Here is a 16,973-nt window from a genome sequence, read left to right as displayed (position 1 = left end):
CCAGTATGCCCTATTTTATCCGACAGTTTTTATCATTTAGTGCCTATTTCGAAGCAAGTTTCGCTCAATAATAAAATGCCAGCGGCATAGCAGCTGGCATTAATCGATTATAAATAGAATCTCAAAAACTGGGCTGACGCTGCTGAAATATGTCAACCAGAAAGGCTCGAACACCCTTTACGCTCATGGTAATTGTCGTTATTGTGATTCTCTACGCCATCATCACAAGGACTGTCTGAGAGTTATGAACAGCACGATTGAAACTATTCTGGGGCACCGCTCCATTCGTCAATATACAAATCAACCGATTGAAAAAGCACAACTTGATGTGATTATTCAGGCTGGTCTCGCGGCTTCATCATCGAGCTTACTGCAGGCTGTTTCTATCGTGAGAGTGACAGACAAAGAGAAGCGCAAACTGTTAGCTGAATACGCAGGTAACCAAGCTTACGTTGAGAATGCGGCTGAGTTTTTAGTGTTCTGTATCGACTATCAACGCCACGCTCAAATCAACCCTGAAGTGAAAACCGACTTTACTGAACTGACCCTGATTGGCGCGGTAGATTCTGGCATCATGGCGCAAAACTGCATGCTGGCGGCTGAATCTCTAGGTTTGGGTGGCGTGTACATTGGCGGGCTGCGTAACAGCGCACAACAAGTCGATGAACTGTTAGAACTACCACAACATACCGCCGTGTTGTTCGGGATGTGCTTAGGTCACCCGGCACAGCAACCAGAGGTTAAGCCTCGCCTTCCTGCTCATGTGGTGATGCACGAAAACCAATACCAACCGCTGAGCCTAGATGACATTGCCAGCTACGATGATTCGGTGCAAAGCTACTACGCAAACCGCTCAAGCAATCAAAAGCAAAGCAGCTGGTCACAGCAGATCACGCAAAAGCTGTCTGGTGAATCTCGTCCTCATATTCTTCCTTACCTAAACAGCAAACAGCTGACCAAGCGATAGATCGAGAGCAGGTCTAACGACAGAAAGGTATTCGATGAGCGAACTCTGTTTTCGCCATCACAAACAAAAATGTCAGCGTATTATGCGCTGACATTTTTCTTTTCTAGGGTGCTGATTCTCTTAGAGATACTTCTCTATTGGGAGAAGCTGTAAGAAGCCTGACTGCATTCGTTCCCACTTGCCGGTTTCTGGTTCGCTGTCCCAGCTTTGGTCACCTGAGTACCAATACACGTCACCGTCTTCAAGTTCCAAGCGCCAACTGTTGTCTTCACTCATCGCCTGTTCGATGGTTTCAGCTAGCGTTTCAGCTATCGCTTTGTTCTCGATGATTAGCACCGATTCCGTGTTTAGGTAGGTCGAACGCAGGTTGAAGTTAAAGGAGCCAATACTCGCAATACTACGGTCAAATACGACAGATTTAGCATGCAGGCCATAAGCTGTTTCAGGCGCACATTTCGACACGTCTTGGGTAGACGCTTCACACAGCTTGGAATCTGGTTTTAACTCAAACAAGTCGATTCCATGCTCCAGCATGTCGTAGCGTCGACCCGCGTAAGCAGAGTGATTGGTCACCAAGTCATTCGAGGCCATTGAGTTGGTCAGTGCCTTTATCTCAACGCCTTCGTTATTCAACGTTTGCCACTCTTGTAGCTGACCGTCATCGAATACCAAGTAAGCCGACTCAAGCAAGATCTCTTGTTTCGATTCGCTTGCGAGCTGCCCTAACAGAACCGCCGTTGCTTTAGGTTCATCAGTATTGTCTGAATCGACAGGCACAGGGCGATCGTAAGCAAAACGAGCATTCACCCATGTCATCTCATTAAGCGCCTCTTTCAGCAGGCTATCTGCCGCTTCCCGATTTAATGGTAACTCTGGGTAGTTTTGATATTGGGGAACGGTGATATCGTCAATCTTTGAAAGGTCCGGTTGCTCGTCGTCACCCAACATATCAACAGGGTAAGACCAACGGCTATTCCAGTACTCGACAAAGCTAGTTTGGATGGTGGTAACGACGGAGCCCATCACCAATACATCGCGATCTCGGAAGTTAATCTCGTCAGAAAGATCGAAGTATTCATCCCCAATATTACGCCCACCAACCACAGACAAGGTGCCATCTACGGTAAACGACTTATTGTGCATACGGCGGTTTAGGCGTGAGAAATCCCCAAGAAAACTTAGCCATTTACTAAAACCACGGCGTGTTGGTGTTGGGTTGAAGATTCGGATCTCGACGTTCTGGTGTGCATCCAGTGCCGATAATAGGCCTTCACGTTCGTTGAGGTTGATATCATCCAGCATTACACGAACCTTCACACCACGCTCGGCCGCGGCTAACAAACGGCTGGCTAGGTAGCTGCCCGATTCGTCAGAGTTCCAGATGTAGTATTGAATGTCGATGGTGTGCTCGGCACTTTCGACCAGCGCTAATCGCTGTGCCAAGGCATCCCAACCAGACTCTTGCAGACGAACCGCAGTGGTGCCTTGCTCTAAAGCTTCAGGCTGAAATTCATTGGTTAGAACCGATAAAGAACTAGGTGCAGGAGAGGTTGGCGGTTCTGTTGGATGATCGATGCCTTCAGGAAGTGAAGAACACCCACCTAAAACGGCGATTAAGATTAACGTTAAACTGATGCGTTGGAGCACAGGCATGTATCTGACTTCCTTTTCACGATGACGTCTTTAGAAACTTTCCGTACAGCTTTTCAATGAACAAGCTATTCCGATCTATTCATTGATTATTACTGCTAAATCCTGAAATTTATAGGTAATTATCCAGTATAAATTTAAAGGTCGTTAAATTGGCCTACAGATCACTTAAGTTGATTGAGCGCCAAACAGTATAAACTCAGCGGCTTTTCGACCATTTCAATGGTGAGCTCAGTTCGGTCTGGGTTACAGTTCAACGCCAAAGCGTAGCCGTGTAAATAATCCACCAGCAAGTCCAGCGCATTTTTGGTTTGCTCTTTGGTTAACGCTAACGGGCTCAACACCGCTGTAAAACGTTCACTAAACACCTCCATCGGCCCGAGGGATTTCATGGTCAATAAGGTCTCTAACAAGCCTCTATATTCGTTTAGCATCGACAAGTAACTCACACTGAGCCGATATAGGTTATCTCGCCAATCTTGATTCAATTCTGGCTGCGCGACTTCTTCAATCAAGGAAACCGTGATTGCCTCAAGCAGATCATTTTTGTTTTTGAAGTAATGGTATATAGCCATCGCATCAACCCCGAGTTCTGTCGCCAACCCTCGAACACTTGGCACTTTGCCACTCTCTCGCATCATGCTTTTAGCAATAGTGAGAATTCTCTCGGCGCTGAGTTGGCTTGATCCACTCTTTGGTCGACCTCGTTTCTGATCCTTGACAGTCATACCGTCACCTCTTAAACTTTATTTCTACACTGTAGAATATTTTAATTTATTACCGTGTAGATGCCAAGTTTCTCATTGATATCGGAGTTAAAAATGTCAAATATTGTATTCATCGCAACCAGCCTTGACGGTTACATTGCAGACAAGCAAGGCGGCTTAGATTGGCTGCAAGCGATTCCAAATCCAGACGGTGATGACATGGGGTACAACGCCCATATCGATCGCATTGATGCTTTGGTCATGGGCCGAAACACAATGGATATGGTGTTGAGCTTCGGTATTGATTGGCCTTACACAAAGCCTGTTTATGTATTGAGTAACACGTTGACGGAAGTGCCTAAGGAACTCGAAGGTAAAGTGTTCTTGATAAAGGGTGAGCTCACTCAGATCGTCGAAGACCTAAACAACAAAGGCCTTAACAATCTGTATATTGATGGCGGTGTGACCATTCAAAACTTCATGAAAGAAGACATGATTGATGAGCTGATCATCTCGACCATTCCTATCGTGCTTGGTGGTGGGTCCCCGTTATTTGGTGACTTAGTATCTCCCGTCGATTTTACGTTGAAAGGCGTCACGACGTACCTTGATGAGATCGTGCAAACTCATTACTTACGTAAGCGCTAAAGCTGTTGTTGAACTAAGGGCATGAAAGGATCAACACCGAAAACATTGTTCACGCTACATAACCTTTATCGTCCCTACACAAGCCTTCCCTATAGTAGTACCCTTTATCGTCTCTCATTCTTGATGGTAGCTGGATATTATGAAGCTTTTGGTCGATCGCACTGGTGAACAGTTTTTAGAAATTCTGCAAGAATCGGGAGACACGCTGACGGTTCAATTCATTACCAATGAAGGCAATCGAAAGGGTAAGCCGTTCCAAGATAACTTGAGTGGATTGCTCCTCACAGGGTGGAAGCCGCGCACTACTTCAACCGCCATCGGATTAGAACGCTTTAAGCAAGGCAAACTTGAAGATCCCAAAGTGAGTTTCGCATTGCACCAACTCTATCCACTAGGTCGAGACGTAAAGTTACCTTCTGGTGATATCGCAACTATCGCGAGTTACGCCAATACCCATGCCGACGGCTACTATATGTTTGTACGCCTCAACGATGAGTTAACACGACTCAAGATTACACCCGATTGGGAACTGCAACCTTCCGTTCAAAGGTTAGCACTGCCTTATTACCCTGCGCCAAGAACCAAGGAAGAGCTCGACAATATTGACGATTTTGATGCGTGGGCGGGCGGCTTCTAAATACTCCTCACCTACGCCTAGTAGCACATAATACCCAAGCTATTATCAATTATTTTTTGACAATAATTCAAATGTAGCACTGTTTATCGTTTCAAATATTCCCACTATTATTTATCCATCGACACAGACTGCAGCTCAATGAACAAAGAGTGGCACTGTAAACACAGACAAATCACCATTTCGGTGAAAAATAATATAGGTACCAACATGACTCAACTAACTATCGTCGCAAACATCGTCGCTAACGAAGACAAAATTGAATTGGTTAAAGCAGAGCTGCTAAAGCTGATTGATATTACTCGCGCTGAAGAAGGCTGCATCAACTACGACCTTCACCAAGACAATGAAAACCCAGCACATTTCACTTTCTACGAAAACTGGACGTCTCGTGAACTTTGGCAAACACACATGGGTAATACTCACCTCGCTGAATACATGGCAGCAACCGAAGGTAGTGTTACGTCATTTACACTTAACGAGATGACTAAGATCGCTTAAGTACAGTTTCAGTAGTCTGTTACTAGAAAGCACACTGACAAGCTATCGAGTTCAATTTGAAAGCCCCGCTACACGTCAGCGGGGCTTTTTCATTTATGCGGATATCGTCAGCCGCCTTAGTTAGAGCTTCAAACGGGGTTGAATAAAATCAATAAACGCCGAGATACGTTTAGAGACAGAGGACGACTTGTAGTAAACCGCATTCACTCGCTCTCGGTCTGTGTTGGCAAGTTTGTCTTGTTCCAGAATAGGGATTAGACGCCCTGCTGCCATATCTTCCTGCACCATAAACCCCGATAAACAAGCAATCCCATTTCCAGCTAGTGCCAGTTGACGCACGGTTTCACCATTACTGGCTGTCACAGTAGGCGCGACATAACTTTGGTTTGGTAAAGGCCAATGGTTAAGCACTTTGTTACCCGCAAACCCCACAATTTGATGCGAGCTCAAATCTTCAGGTTTGGTGGGTAGCCCACGCTTAGCGAGATAATCAGGTGACGCCACAATATGGAGCAAACTTTTTCCTAACGGGCGAGCGTGCAGTGTTGAATCAGACAACTTACCGATTCGAATCGCAACATCGGTTCTCTTTTCTAGAAGATCAACGAAGCCTTCGTTGGAAGTGAGTTCCAACTCAATGTCTGGGTAAGCCTCTTTGAATGACTGCACCAACGGCACTAGCTGATGGAATACGAATGGACTGGCGGCATCGACTCTTAAACGACCTTTTGGTAACTCACCACGCGACACGATTTCTTCTTCCGCGCTCTGAATCATCTGTAACCCTAGCCTGACTGAATCGACAAACTGCCGCCCTTCCTCCGTCAATTCCACACGTCTCGTTGTTCGGTTGAATATTGAGACACCGAGTTGCGACTCAACCTTACTCACCGAACGAGACACCTTGGCGACCTGCACATCCAGCGCCTCTGCCGCCGCAGAAAAACCACCAGCATCGACAACGGTGAGTACTATTTCTAAATCATCTGAACGGGTTAGCATGAGGCTCCTTCGCTATCTTCATTTTGGTTAATGTCATCTCGTTTGTGATCATCACAGATCAAATCATCTGTGTCTTTTCGCTCTCAGCAGCTTAATCCTATGATCGGCTAACCCTCCGATTATTGCAAATAACACAAAGGTTATTTGTTAATGGTGGTATTTTTTACAAATATATTTTGCTAGATAATCCTCGCCATCAAACGAAGCGCTCCTATTGCAGTCACAAGCTGCCCCATTTTATCGCGCTCGGTATTTAACAAAGAACAGTAAGAGAGATGATTATGCCATTAGCATTACTTGCATTGACGCTCAGCGCCTTTGCCATCGGAACCACAGAATTTGTCATCGTAGGCTTGATTCCTACCATGGCGAGCGACTTGAATGTATCTCTGCCATCGGCAGGCCTATTAGTCAGTTTATACGCGCTTGGCGTTGCTATTGGCGCACCAGTCTTAACGGCATTAACCGGCAAATGGAATCGTAAAGCGGTGTTGCTGACTGTGATGGCATTGTTTGTCATTGGTAACTTATTGGCGTGGCAAGCTCCAGGCTATAACACGCTGATCGCCGCACGAATTTTGACAGGCCTTGCCCATGGTGTGTTCTTCTCGATTGGATCGACCATCGCGACAGGTTTGGTTTCAAAAGATAAAGCAGCCAGTGCCATTGCGATCATGTTTACGGGTTTAACGGTTGCATTGGTAACCGGCGTACCACTGGGCACTTATATCGGCCAAACCTTTGGCTGGCAAGCGACCTTCTTGATCGTTGCTCTGCTTGGTCTTATTGCTCTTATCGGCAGCGCTATCTTGGTTCCAAGCAACCTTAAGCAACCACCAGCGGCGAAGATTTCGGCACAACTAAAGGTTCTAACTCAACCACGCTTACTGTTGGTTTACGCTATCACAGCACTAGGTTATGGCGGTACATTCACAGCGTTTACGTTCCTTGCTCCAATACTGGAAAATGTATCAGGGTTTGATTCGAGCTCAATCAGCTTAATCATGTTGGTTTACGGTGTGTCAGTTGCGGTCGGTAACATCTGGGGCGGAAAAATGGCCGACAAGATGGGCCCAATTAAAGCACTGACCGTTATCTTCTCTGGTTTGGCCGCAGTACTGGTGGTATTCAACTTTACCGCAGTAAACCCTTACGCAGCTGTTGCTACCATTTTGGTTTGGGGTGCATTCGCATTCGGTAACGTTCCGGGGCTACAAGTGTATGTTGTGAAACTGGCTGAGAAATACACACCAGATGCAGTCGATGTCGCTTCTGGGTTGAACATTGCAGCCTTCAACGTCGGTATTGCATTAGGCTCATGGGGCGGTGGTTTGATTGTCGCGAAATCTGGATTAATGAACACCCCTTGGGTAGGTGCTGTGATCGTTTTGATCGCTCTTGTTCTGACTCGATTCAGTGGTGCGTTAGATAAGAAGCAAGCACAACAAGCTGTTCCATCTAGCATCTAGCATCTAGCATCTAGCATCTAGCAAGAATAGAAAAAACAAAGCCCGAACCTAGGTTCGGGCTTTATCAATTCAATCTGATTATTACTCGTTATCGATCGCTTTCAGCACTTTACATGGATTACCGACTGCAACCACATTGGCTGGGATGTCTTTGGTTACGACACTGCCCGCGCCAATCACGCTGTTTTCGCCAATGGTGACACCGGGGCAGATAATTACACCACCGCCAAGCCAAACATTGTTGCCAACATTAATCGATGTGCCAAACTCAACGCCTTCTTCTACACGGCCTTTCACATCGAGTGGGTGACCTGCAGTCAGGATTTGAACGTTCGGACCAAGCAGCACATTATCGCCAATAGTCACTTCAGCCACATCCAAAATCACGCAGTTAAAGTTAGCGTAGAAGTTCTTGCCTAGCTTGATGTTCGAGCCGTAGTCACAACGAAATGGAGGTTCTAAATGTGCATTTTCACAGTCCGGAATGAGCTCTTGCGTTGCTGCTTCCCATTCAGATGTGCCAGGAATACTGTTATTGAGTTTTTGAAGCACCTTGCGACATTCGATACGAGCTGCATAAAGCTCTTTATCCCAAGCCTGATAAGGTTCACCTGCTAGCATTTTTTGTTTTTCTGTTTTCACGTTACTTACCTGTTCTCACATCAATTAGCTATTTTCATATTACTTATCTAGCTTCACATTACTTAACTAATGGTGGTCAATTCATCGACCAAAAACGCAATATCGCACATCTAAATAACAGTGAATAAGGAGTGTTTGAGCTTGGTTTAAGAGATGCGCAGTTCGTCACTTTTTGTAGGTAAAATATGAAATTCGAACAGTGCTAATTTAGCTTCGCTATCGAATCACGTAACACCAAACTACCAGTGGTATTGATGGTGGTCGCTTGCTCTGTTTCACCGACAATTTGCAGGATCGCCTTTTGCGTCATTTGCTCTAATGGCACACTGACAGACGTTAAGCTTGGCGTTAAAAACGCCCCCACTTTGCTGTTATCAAAGCCGACGATCGAAACATCTTGAGGCAATGAGTACCCAAGTTCGGTTAACGCCTTAATCGCACCAATCGCCATATCATCGTTTTCAGACAAGATAGCAGTGAATGTGGTTCTGCTTTTTGCCAAAGCCTGAGCCGCGTGATAACCGCTCTCCATCGTCCAATCACCTTGAACAACGTTGGACTCATCCAATGCAACACCATGTTTAGTTAACACATCTTGATAGGCTTGGTAACGCAGCTCATCGGTCGAAGAACCGGCTTTACCACGAATCACTGCAATATCGGTATGACCCTGCTCGATGATGTGTTCAACCATCAAACAAGCGCTCTGATAATGGTCGGTGGTAATAGCATGATTGGGCTTCGACGGCATTTCTCGGTTGAGTACCAGAATCGGAGTGTCAGTGCTTTCGATGATCTGAGCTATCTCGCTTTCGGTTAAACATTGCGGATAGATGATGATGCCCGCGCACTTCATATCCAACAGGAAATTGATCGCCTTTCTTTCGTCTTCAGCGCTGTGTTTGCCATCGGTGATCACCAATTGGTGATTCGACTTTTCGCTATAAGAAGCCGCGTGATACATCAAGGAAGAGAAGTAAGGGCCATTGAACAACTCATTGGTAATTACAAAGCCGATGAAATTGGTCTTCTTGGTCGCCAATTGCTGAGCCAACAAGTTCGGTCGATAACCTGTTTCTTGAATCGCATCAAATACCTTTTTCACCACATCTGGGCGCACGATGTTCTTGCCATTTAAGACACGAGAAACGGTCGATTTAGATACGCCTGCGCGGTTTGCGACATCAAGCATGGTTACCATTCGCTTCTTTTCCTTTATAAAAAATTAGCCGACATAGGCCGACTAATTCATTGCAAAATGACAGCTCACAGTTCACATAACTGCGCTGGGGAATGCATTCTAAATAGTGGCACCGTTAGATGCAATCACACCTTTATACCACTCGAAAGACTTCTTGCGCTTGCGTTCTAGTGAGCCAGATTGATCGTTGTGCTTATCTACGTAAATGAATCCGTAGCGTTTTTTCATCTCGCCCGTGGTGAACGAAACTAAATCGATACAGCCCCAAGGGGTATAGCCCATCAAATCAACACCATCAATCGAAACGGCTTTTTTCATCTCTTTGATGTGGTCGCCAAGGTAAGCAATGCGGTAATCGTCATTAATGCTGCCATCTTCTTCAATGGTATCAACCGCGCCAAAACCGTTCTCAACGATGAACAATGGCACTTCATAACGTTCATACAGAGACGCTAAACAGAAACGCAAACCGGTTGGGTCAATTGGCCAGCCCCAATCGCTAGACTGGATAAACGGGTTATCGACCGAGTTTTCATGACCGCCGTCCATCGCTTCTTCAGTCGATTGGTGAGAAGAAGAATCCAAGGTATTAGACATGTAGTAGCTAAAGCCTAAGTAATCAGCCTTGCCTTCTTTTAGGATCTGCTCATCTTCGGGCTGCATCTCAATATTGAAGCCTTTGATTGCCCAGTCATGCTTAGCGTAATTTGGGTAATGACCACGCACCATTACATCCGAGAAGAAATAACGGTCACGCATCGCTTGCTGTGCCACCATGATGTCTTCTGGCTTTGAAGAACGAGGATAGAAAGGCACCATCGCACACATTGCGCCAATTTGAAGATTTGGATTGATCTCGTGACCTTTCTTAACCACCAACGCACTCGCAACAAACTGGTGGTGAACCGCTTGATACATGGCTTCTTGCGGCTTTTCACATTGCGGGAACTTCACGCCAGAGCACAACCAACCGAAGATGTCTGCCGAGGTGTTCATCTGGTTGTTGATCTCGTTAAACGTCATCCAGTATTTCACTTTGTGCTGGTAACGCTCCATCACCGTAGTTGAGTACTTAACGAAGAAGTCGATCACTTTACGGTTCATCCAGCCACCATATTCGTTAGCTAGATGGTAAGGCATTTCAAAGTGGCTCAGTGTTACCACAGGCTGAATGTCGTATTTCAACAGCTCGTCAAACAGATCATCATAAAACGCTAAACCCGCTTCACACGGTTCAGCTTCATCGCCATTTGGGAAGATACGCGTCCACGCGATACTGGTACGGAAACACTTAAAGCCCATCTCAGCGAATAACTTAATGTCTTCTTTGTAGCGATGGTAGAAATCCACTGCGACTTGGTTAGGATAGTTTTCGCCATCAATCACGCCATCGGTGATTCGACGTTGTACACCATGAGCGCCCGCTGTTAATACATCAACAACACTGACACCTTTACCATTCGCATCCCAGCCGCCTTCTAGTTGATGCGCTGCTACTGCACCGCCCCATAAAAAATCGTTCGGAAATTCGTTGTTCATACCATTACTCGCTACAAGTTATTCGTGAAAAAGATCAGGATTAGAGAGCTCATTGCAACTCTGAAACCGATTTCAATAAAAGCAAAGATACAGATTGAAACCGGTTTCAGCAACAGTTAAAAGATCTTTTTTGATCGAACTACAGACTAGTCAAAATTCAGCTTTACGATCAATGCTGATCAAAATACTGATCATGCTTCGATTTGCCAGATTGGTCTTGAGTTCCCGGGTAGAACTGGACAAGTGTCTGATCGGCTAGTGTGAGGTGAATCCAACCCTCTTTGACTTTCAGCCAATTAGTGCCGCTTGTCTCATAGACGGCAGGAAACTTGCCCCAGCCAGACTCTGATACCTGCAGCTCTTGAAATAGGTTAATCGGGGCTAGCTTATTGCTGTCGAAGTTTGCGTCGGCATAGACTGATAATGGCTCGATGGCATCGTTTGGCTTAAACGTATAACAGCTCACAGAGGCTGAAGTGCGATCAAACCACTGGTAAGGTTGTGCACCGATTAAATCGTAGACCGTGCAATCATTGAATTGAATCGCCCACTCTTGGTGAGCTTTAAAACCGAGGTAACCTATGGGTTGTGATGGTTCAGGCTTTGAGTCCGCCTCCTGCTCATACACCGGTTCTGAGGTAGCACATCCCATAAGCCCAAGACTAAAAAGGAAAGTCACAGCACGCTTCATCATTGTAATACCTCAGTTCCGTTAGTAGATGAGTAACTCAATTAAGTCTCTACATTAAACGGTAAGTTCCAAACGATTACCATCCGGATCGAGTACACAGCTCTCATAATAGCCATCGCCTGTTCTTCTTGGGCCATCTAAGCGCTCATAGCCGTCTTCGACCAAGTGTTGAGTCAGTTGATCGACCGCCTGTTCCGAACCTAATGATATCGCCATGTGAATGAAGCCTGTGAACTGGTCATAGATGTCGTCTTTCGATTCAGGGACAGAGTCCATTTCCATAATCTCTAAACGACTTCCCGTATCAAACGAGAGGAAGTATGAAGAAAACCCTTTAGTTGGGTTGTGATATTTTGAGTTCAATGTCGCGCCGAAATAATCTTCATAAAATCGCTTCAGTACTTCGAGTTGTTTGGTCCAAATTGCGATGTGTTCAATCTTCATTTTGTTTGCCTAAGTTTGATGTCTAACGCTAGATTACCCGCCAAATCAGGAAGGATAAACAGAACAGAATTCATCAAAAGTGTTCCTATTTAGCGAGCCGTTTGGTTATCAAAATCACAACAATTAGCTGCACAGTATTAATATCTAAGCTTGTGTAATATATAGCTTTGATCAATAGTCGGTGTTTTACACATTCTGAGATATACGCCGTGAACTTTCTAAAATTAATAACTCTCGCTGCGATATGGGGAGGCTCGTTTCTTTTCATGAGAATGGCCGCCAATCCATTAGGGCCCGCAGTCTTAATTGAAGCGCGAGTTCTGTTTGCAGCACTTACTCTGCTTTTAGTTTCTTTCTATTTAAAAAAGAAGCTCTCTTTTCATGATCACGCAAAACACTTCTTCATTCTCGGCCTGTTTAACACCACACTTCCTTTTTTGCTTTTCGCTTATGCCGCGCAGACACTTAACGCCTCGACACTCGCCATCTTGAACTCTACCGCGCCAATATGGGCGGCAATCATCGGTGCAATATGGACCAAAACAGCACTCGAGGCGAAAGTTCTATTGGGACTTGGGATTGGGGTAACAGGAGTTGGCGTGTTAGTCGGTTGGGATGCGATGAACATTGGCCGTGAGGCTATGCTTCCTATCTTTGCAGCAGTGATGGCCGCATTTAGCTACGGTATCGCGTCTAACTACACCAAAACAGCACCTAAAGTTGAAGCCTTCAACAATGCCCACGGCAGCATGTGGGCAGCGGTGTTAATCGTATTGCCATTTGTATTTTTCATGCCAATGCGAGAAGCCCCCGATCTCACTATCACCACATCGGTGATCTTATTAGGCGCGGTGTGTACTGGGCTTGCTTACTTGCTTTACTTCAATCTCGTTTCTGAACTGGGTGCGCCTTCGGCTCTGTCTGTTACCTTTTTGATTCCAGTGTTTGGCATCTTGTGGGGCAACCTTTTCTTAGACGAAGCAATTGGCCTTAACACTATTTTCGGATCGGTTCTGGTTATTACCGGCACCATGTTAGTAACAGGTATGACGCCTTCTAAGATGATAGAGAGCGCCAGACAGAAACGAGCTGCAAGAGCGACTCGTTAGTCCGCCATGTATTGTTGAATCTTGTTTCTCAACCACTGATGAGCAGGATTCAAATCGGTTCTCTTATGCCAAATCATATACTGCTTCATGGGCAAGACCTCGAAAGGCTGGGCGAGCACTTGCAGTTGGAATCGCTCCGCAAACTGATTAGCAAAATCACGAGACGTGCTACCAACACAGTCTGAACCAGAGACCAACACACACATCGTCATCAATGAATCACATTCGGAACTGACTTTTCGTTGCTGTATCGGGCTTTTTGTAAAGTAATCTGCGGTATAGAGGCGAGAGCGACGCATTCTGAAGGTGATGTGTTTCTCATGATAGTACTGCTCTTCCGTTACCGAACCATCAATCCTTGGGTGCCCTTTCTTGGCGATCAATACGAGCTCATCTTCGATCACTTGCTGGTTCATATAACCATTCACTTGTGGGTAGTGAATATCGATCGCCAGATCAGCTTGCTGCATGCTTAAACTCTGAAGAAGCTCTTCTTCGTTGTTCGGCACCATATTGAACTCGATAGAGATACTCCCCAACGTTTCATCTTGCTCGACAAGGGGTTGAAGCTTGGTTAAACCGATCTCATTCACCAGAATTCGAAACACATGATGCTGCTGATTATCGAACTGCTTTAAGGTACTAACTGCACTGGTTATGCCTTCAAGGGCAGGTTCCACTCGGTTTGCCAGTTGCACCGCAGCGTTGGTCGGAATAATCCCGCGCCCTTCACGAATAAACAGGTCGGTATCAAGCTGAGATTGCAATCGCTTCAATGCCCCGCTAACCCCAGGCTGAGTCATACCAAGCGATTCAGATGCTAAGGTGATCGACTGCAGTCGATACACTTCCAAAAATACGCTCAGTAAATTTAGATCTAACTTTTCAACATCACTCACGGTCACTCTCCATGTTTAGGTGCACTCGCATTGGGTATGCAACAAGCTTTGCGCTTCAATCTGATACTTTTAAGCATACAACACATAACAGTTCGTGATGTGTTAAATAAAGCTTACTTTATTTTTTGCTATATGTCTTATTCCTATAATCGCCTCAACGAAACAAAATTCTGAAATGAAGAGGCTCTTATGACAACTTCTCGCACGTTCAAAAATGCATCACTGTTCCTGGCTATCTCGCTCGCATTCCCGGCAATTGCAGCTAACCATGACCACGCACACTTCAGCGAAATTGGCGACCAAGGTGGCAAAAGCGCAACCGAGATGACGACCAAAGCAAACCAAGAGTTCGCAAAAACACTTAACTTTGCCGACACTCGCGCTTTCGACAATAACAACAAAGGTCTAATTGCTAGCTTTGATCAAGAGACGGGCGACATCATTCGTAATAGCTTTAACTTCATCGATCCAAGTGTGACGAATGCAGACCAAGCACCAGATTCAGTAAACCCTTCACTGTGGCGCCAAGCGGTATTGAACCAAGCGGCAGAAGGTTTATATGAAGTTGTTCCGGGTAAAGTTTACCAAGTTCGAGGCGCGGATTTAGCGTCTATCTCTTTCATTCGTAGTGACAACGGTTGGATCGCCTACGACGTTCTTCTTACCAAAGAATCAGCCGCCAAATCACTCGAATTCTTCAAGAACAATGTGCCTGATGGCGGTGAACTGCCCGTCGTTGCAATGATTTACTCTCACTCGCACGCTGATCACTTTGGTGGCGCAAGAGCAATCAAAGACGCGTATCCAGATGTAAAAGTGTACGGTTCGAAAAACATCACCAAAGAAATCGTCGACGAAAACGTACTGGCGGGTAACGCAATGTCTCGTCGTACCGCCTATCAATATGGCGCAACCCTGAACCGACACGAACACGGTATTGTGGATGCGGCACTGTCGAAAGGTCTATCAACCGGTAGCATTACTTACGTCCTGCCGGACTACGAGCTGAACCATAACGAAGAGATTGAAACTCAGGTTATCGACGGACTAGAAATGCAATTCATGGATGCTTCAGGTACCGAAGCGGCCTCTGAAATGGTGACGTATATTCCGAGCATGAAAGCACTCTGGACTGGCGAACTGACCTACCAAGGTATGCACAACCTGTACACGCTGCGTGGCGCAAAAGTACGTGATGGTTTGAAATGGTCTAAGAAGATCAACGAAATGTTAGTCACTTGGGGCGAAGAAACAGAGGTGCTGTTTGCGTCTCACTCATCGCCAATTTGGGGTGAACAAGAGATCTCTGATTACCTAAAAATGCAGCGTGACGCTTACGGTTTTACTCATAACCAAACGCTTCGCTTAGCCAACAACGGCGTGGTTCTGCAAGACATCGGTGACGAGATTTACAAGGTAATGCCAGACAGTATTCAACAGTCTTGGCACACTAACGGTTACCACGGTACTTACTCTCACAATGCTCGCGCTGTGTACAACATGTACCTTGGTTACTTCGACATGAACCCAGCTAACCTAAACCCATTACCAATCAAGCCGGAGTCAGTGAAGTTTGTTGAGTACATGGGCGGCAGCGATGCTGTGATTGAAAAAGCGCAGCAAGACTTCCAAGAAGGTGAATACCGCTTCGTTGCAACAGCACTCAATAAGGTGATTCAAGCAGAACCAGAGAACAAAGTTGCACGTGGCTTATTAGCAGATACTTACGAGCAATTGGGTTATCAATCAGAAGGTGCAGGTTGGAGAAACATCTACCTAACCGGCGCTCAAGAGCTTCGTATTGGCACACAACCGGGCGCACCGAAAACAGCATCACCGGATGTGTTAGCGAACATGACCATTGAAAACCTACTTGATTACTTAGCAGTAAAAGTGGATTCGCTAAAAGCACAAGAAACACCATTTACGTTGAATATTCAGCTACCAGACGTGCAAGAGTTCTACTACGTTGAAATGTCTAACGGTAACCTGAACAACATTCAAGTGAGCGAGCTACAAGACGCCGATACAACACTGATCATCAATAAGTCTGACGTGTCTGACATCGTGCTTAAGAAAACAAGCCTTGGAAAACTGTTAGAAGACGGACAAGCAGGCGTGAAAGGTGATAAAACATCGCTTAACAAACTGCTGTCTTCACTGACAGAAGCTGACACCTCTTTTGAGATTGTACCGCGTCCAAACAAAGGCGAAGAAGTTGATGCAGAGCTATACCAAGATTCAGCGGTACACGCTCATTAAACTCCGGATACACTAAATAAAAACAACAGCAGTTAGCTAGAAAAACGTTCTATAAAGAACATAAAAACAAGCCCCTCCCTTTTGGTCGGGGCTTTCTTATTTGTTCTCAATAAGTGCTTCTTGAACGCTACTGCGTTTGCTCTATTACTGAGACTGAGAGCTTAATAAAACTGATAATTTGTTGAAGCTTATAGATTACTGAGCTTGCCCGTTTACGTCGCAATCCCAATAAGAAGGTGAACCATAATATTGAACAAAGTAATCGATAAATACGCGCACCTTTGGTGCAAGTAACTGAGCACTCGGGTATACCGCCCAGATAGCCGCCTCATCCTTTAAAGGGTAATCCGGCAACACCTCAACCAGCGAACCTTCCGCGAGCTGCTTGTATGCTATCCAACTCGCGCACATGGCAATGCCCAAGCCATCGACACATACATCCCTTACCGCTTCACCGTGATCGACGCGGATAGCACCTAGGCTCTCTTCGAGTTTTCCGATATGAATACTGGCTACCGGAGGTGACAACCCAAGCTCTTGTCCTGCTTGACCTATATTGTGCGTAGACGCGAGTCGCACAAACAATTTTAGATGTTCAATGTTCATCA

At 45.7% G+C, this 16,973-nt stretch carries 17 protein-coding genes; 7 read left to right on the top strand and 10 right to left on the bottom strand.

What is annotated here, in order from left to right; translation table 11 throughout:
• Positions 1–244: 244 nt before the first annotated feature.
• Positions 245–967, top strand: coding sequence for an oxygen-insensitive NADPH nitroreductase (nfsA, locus tag AB4351_RS09795; protein WP_372125797.1), 723 nt, complete (start codon positions 245–247; stop codon positions 965–967).
• A 120-nt stretch (positions 968–1,087) separates the two neighbouring features.
• On the opposite strand, the gene AB4351_RS09790 is transcribed toward nfsA, so the two are convergent.
• The gene (locus tag AB4351_RS09790) at positions 1,088–2,620 is read right to left on the bottom strand and encodes a phospholipase D family protein (RefSeq protein WP_372125794.1); all 1,533 of its coding nucleotides are present in this window, start codon (positions 2,618–2,620) and stop codon (positions 1,088–1,090) included.
• Between the two features lie 161 nt (positions 2,621–2,781).
• The gene (locus tag AB4351_RS09785; protein WP_372125792.1) at positions 2,782–3,345 is read right to left on the bottom strand and encodes a TetR/AcrR family transcriptional regulator; all 564 of its coding nucleotides are present in this window, start codon (positions 3,343–3,345) and stop codon (positions 2,782–2,784) included.
• Positions 3,346–3,405: 60 nt separating this feature from the next.
• Here AB4351_RS09785 and AB4351_RS09780 point away from each other — a divergent pair, with 60 nt between their 5' ends.
• The 3 genes from AB4351_RS09780 to AB4351_RS09770 all read left to right on the top strand — a co-directional run bounded on the left by AB4351_RS09780 (position 3,406) and on the right by AB4351_RS09770 (position 5,107).
• A complete protein-coding gene (locus AB4351_RS09780) occupies positions 3,406–3,972 on the top strand; it encodes a dihydrofolate reductase family protein (RefSeq protein ID WP_372125789.1) in 567 nt (188 codons plus the stop codon).
• A 139-nt stretch (positions 3,973–4,111) separates the two neighbouring features.
• A complete protein-coding gene (locus AB4351_RS09775; RefSeq protein WP_372125787.1) occupies positions 4,112–4,609 on the top strand; it encodes a hypothetical protein in 498 nt (165 codons plus the stop codon).
• A 207-nt stretch (positions 4,610–4,816) separates the two neighbouring features.
• On the top strand, positions 4,817–5,107 hold the full coding sequence (locus AB4351_RS09770; RefSeq protein WP_017062386.1) for a putative quinol monooxygenase: 291 nt from the start codon (positions 4,817–4,819) through the stop codon (positions 5,105–5,107).
• 120 nt (positions 5,108–5,227) lie between these two features.
• Here the strand turns inward: AB4351_RS09770 and AB4351_RS09765 are convergent, their stop codons facing one another.
• The gene (locus AB4351_RS09765) at positions 5,228–6,109 is read right to left on the bottom strand and encodes a LysR family transcriptional regulator (protein WP_102503927.1); all 882 of its coding nucleotides are present in this window, start codon (positions 6,107–6,109) and stop codon (positions 5,228–5,230) included.
• A 281-nt stretch (positions 6,110–6,390) separates the two neighbouring features.
• On the opposite strand from AB4351_RS09765, the gene AB4351_RS09760 reads away from it, so the two are divergent.
• Complete coding sequence (locus AB4351_RS09760; RefSeq protein WP_017062388.1) at positions 6,391–7,578, top strand: MFS transporter; 1,188 nt, start codon at positions 6,391–6,393, stop codon at positions 7,576–7,578.
• An 81-nt stretch (positions 7,579–7,659) separates the two neighbouring features.
• On the opposite strand, the gene AB4351_RS09755 is transcribed toward AB4351_RS09760, so the two are convergent.
• The 5 genes from AB4351_RS09755 to AB4351_RS09735 all read right to left on the bottom strand — a co-directional run bounded on the left by AB4351_RS09755 (position 7,660) and on the right by AB4351_RS09735 (position 12,095).
• Positions 7,660–8,220, bottom strand: coding sequence for a sugar O-acetyltransferase (locus AB4351_RS09755; RefSeq protein ID WP_372125785.1), 561 nt, complete (start codon positions 8,218–8,220; stop codon positions 7,660–7,662).
• Between the two features lie 202 nt (positions 8,221–8,422).
• On the bottom strand, positions 8,423–9,421 hold the full coding sequence (locus AB4351_RS09750) for a LacI family DNA-binding transcriptional regulator (RefSeq protein WP_017064029.1): 999 nt from the start codon (positions 9,419–9,421) through the stop codon (positions 8,423–8,425).
• A 99-nt stretch (positions 9,422–9,520) separates the two neighbouring features.
• Positions 9,521–10,960: a 6-phospho-beta-glucosidase gene (locus tag AB4351_RS09745; RefSeq protein WP_372125783.1), complete on the bottom strand. Its 1,440-nt coding sequence runs from the start codon at positions 10,958–10,960 to the stop codon at positions 9,521–9,523.
• 169 nt (positions 10,961–11,129) lie between these two features.
• Positions 11,130–11,654 carry a hypothetical protein gene (locus AB4351_RS09740; RefSeq protein ID WP_372125781.1) on the bottom strand — a complete coding sequence of 175 codons (525 nt, stop codon included), beginning with the start codon at positions 11,652–11,654 and terminating at the stop codon, positions 11,130–11,132.
• Between the two features lie 51 nt (positions 11,655–11,705).
• On the bottom strand, positions 11,706–12,095 hold the full coding sequence (locus tag AB4351_RS09735; RefSeq protein WP_017064032.1) for a VOC family protein: 390 nt from the start codon (positions 12,093–12,095) through the stop codon (positions 11,706–11,708).
• A 209-nt stretch (positions 12,096–12,304) separates the two neighbouring features.
• Between AB4351_RS09735 and AB4351_RS09730 the strand changes: the two genes are divergently transcribed.
• Entirely contained in the window at positions 12,305–13,204 is a 900-nt protein-coding gene (locus AB4351_RS09730) for a DMT family transporter (protein WP_372125779.1), read from the top strand.
• Here AB4351_RS09730 and AB4351_RS09725 read toward each other — a convergent pair.
• A complete protein-coding gene (locus AB4351_RS09725) occupies positions 13,201–14,103 on the bottom strand; it encodes a LysR family transcriptional regulator (protein ID WP_372125777.1) in 903 nt (300 codons plus the stop codon). The two genes, AB4351_RS09730 and AB4351_RS09725, sit on opposite strands and share 4 nt — an antisense overlap.
• 189 nt (positions 14,104–14,292) lie before the next feature.
• Between AB4351_RS09725 and AB4351_RS09720 the strand changes: the two genes are divergently transcribed.
• A complete protein-coding gene (locus AB4351_RS09720; RefSeq protein ID WP_372125775.1) occupies positions 14,293–16,365 on the top strand; it encodes an alkyl/aryl-sulfatase in 2,073 nt (690 codons plus the stop codon).
• Between the two features lie 195 nt (positions 16,366–16,560).
• Here the strand turns inward: AB4351_RS09720 and AB4351_RS09715 are convergent, their stop codons facing one another.
• Positions 16,561–16,971: a LysR family transcriptional regulator gene (locus AB4351_RS09715; protein ID WP_372125774.1), complete on the bottom strand. Its 411-nt coding sequence runs from the start codon at positions 16,969–16,971 to the stop codon at positions 16,561–16,563.
• Positions 16,972–16,973 lie beyond the last annotated feature (2 nt).

The sequence above is a fragment of the Vibrio sp. 10N.261.51.F11 genome (assembly GCF_041471665.1).
In the GTDB taxonomy this organism is placed as follows: Bacteria; Pseudomonadota; Gammaproteobacteria; order Enterobacterales; family Vibrionaceae; genus Vibrio; species Vibrio crassostreae_C.
Note: the sequence above shows the minus strand (reverse complement) of the source record. Positions and strands in the feature narration are given on the sequence as shown.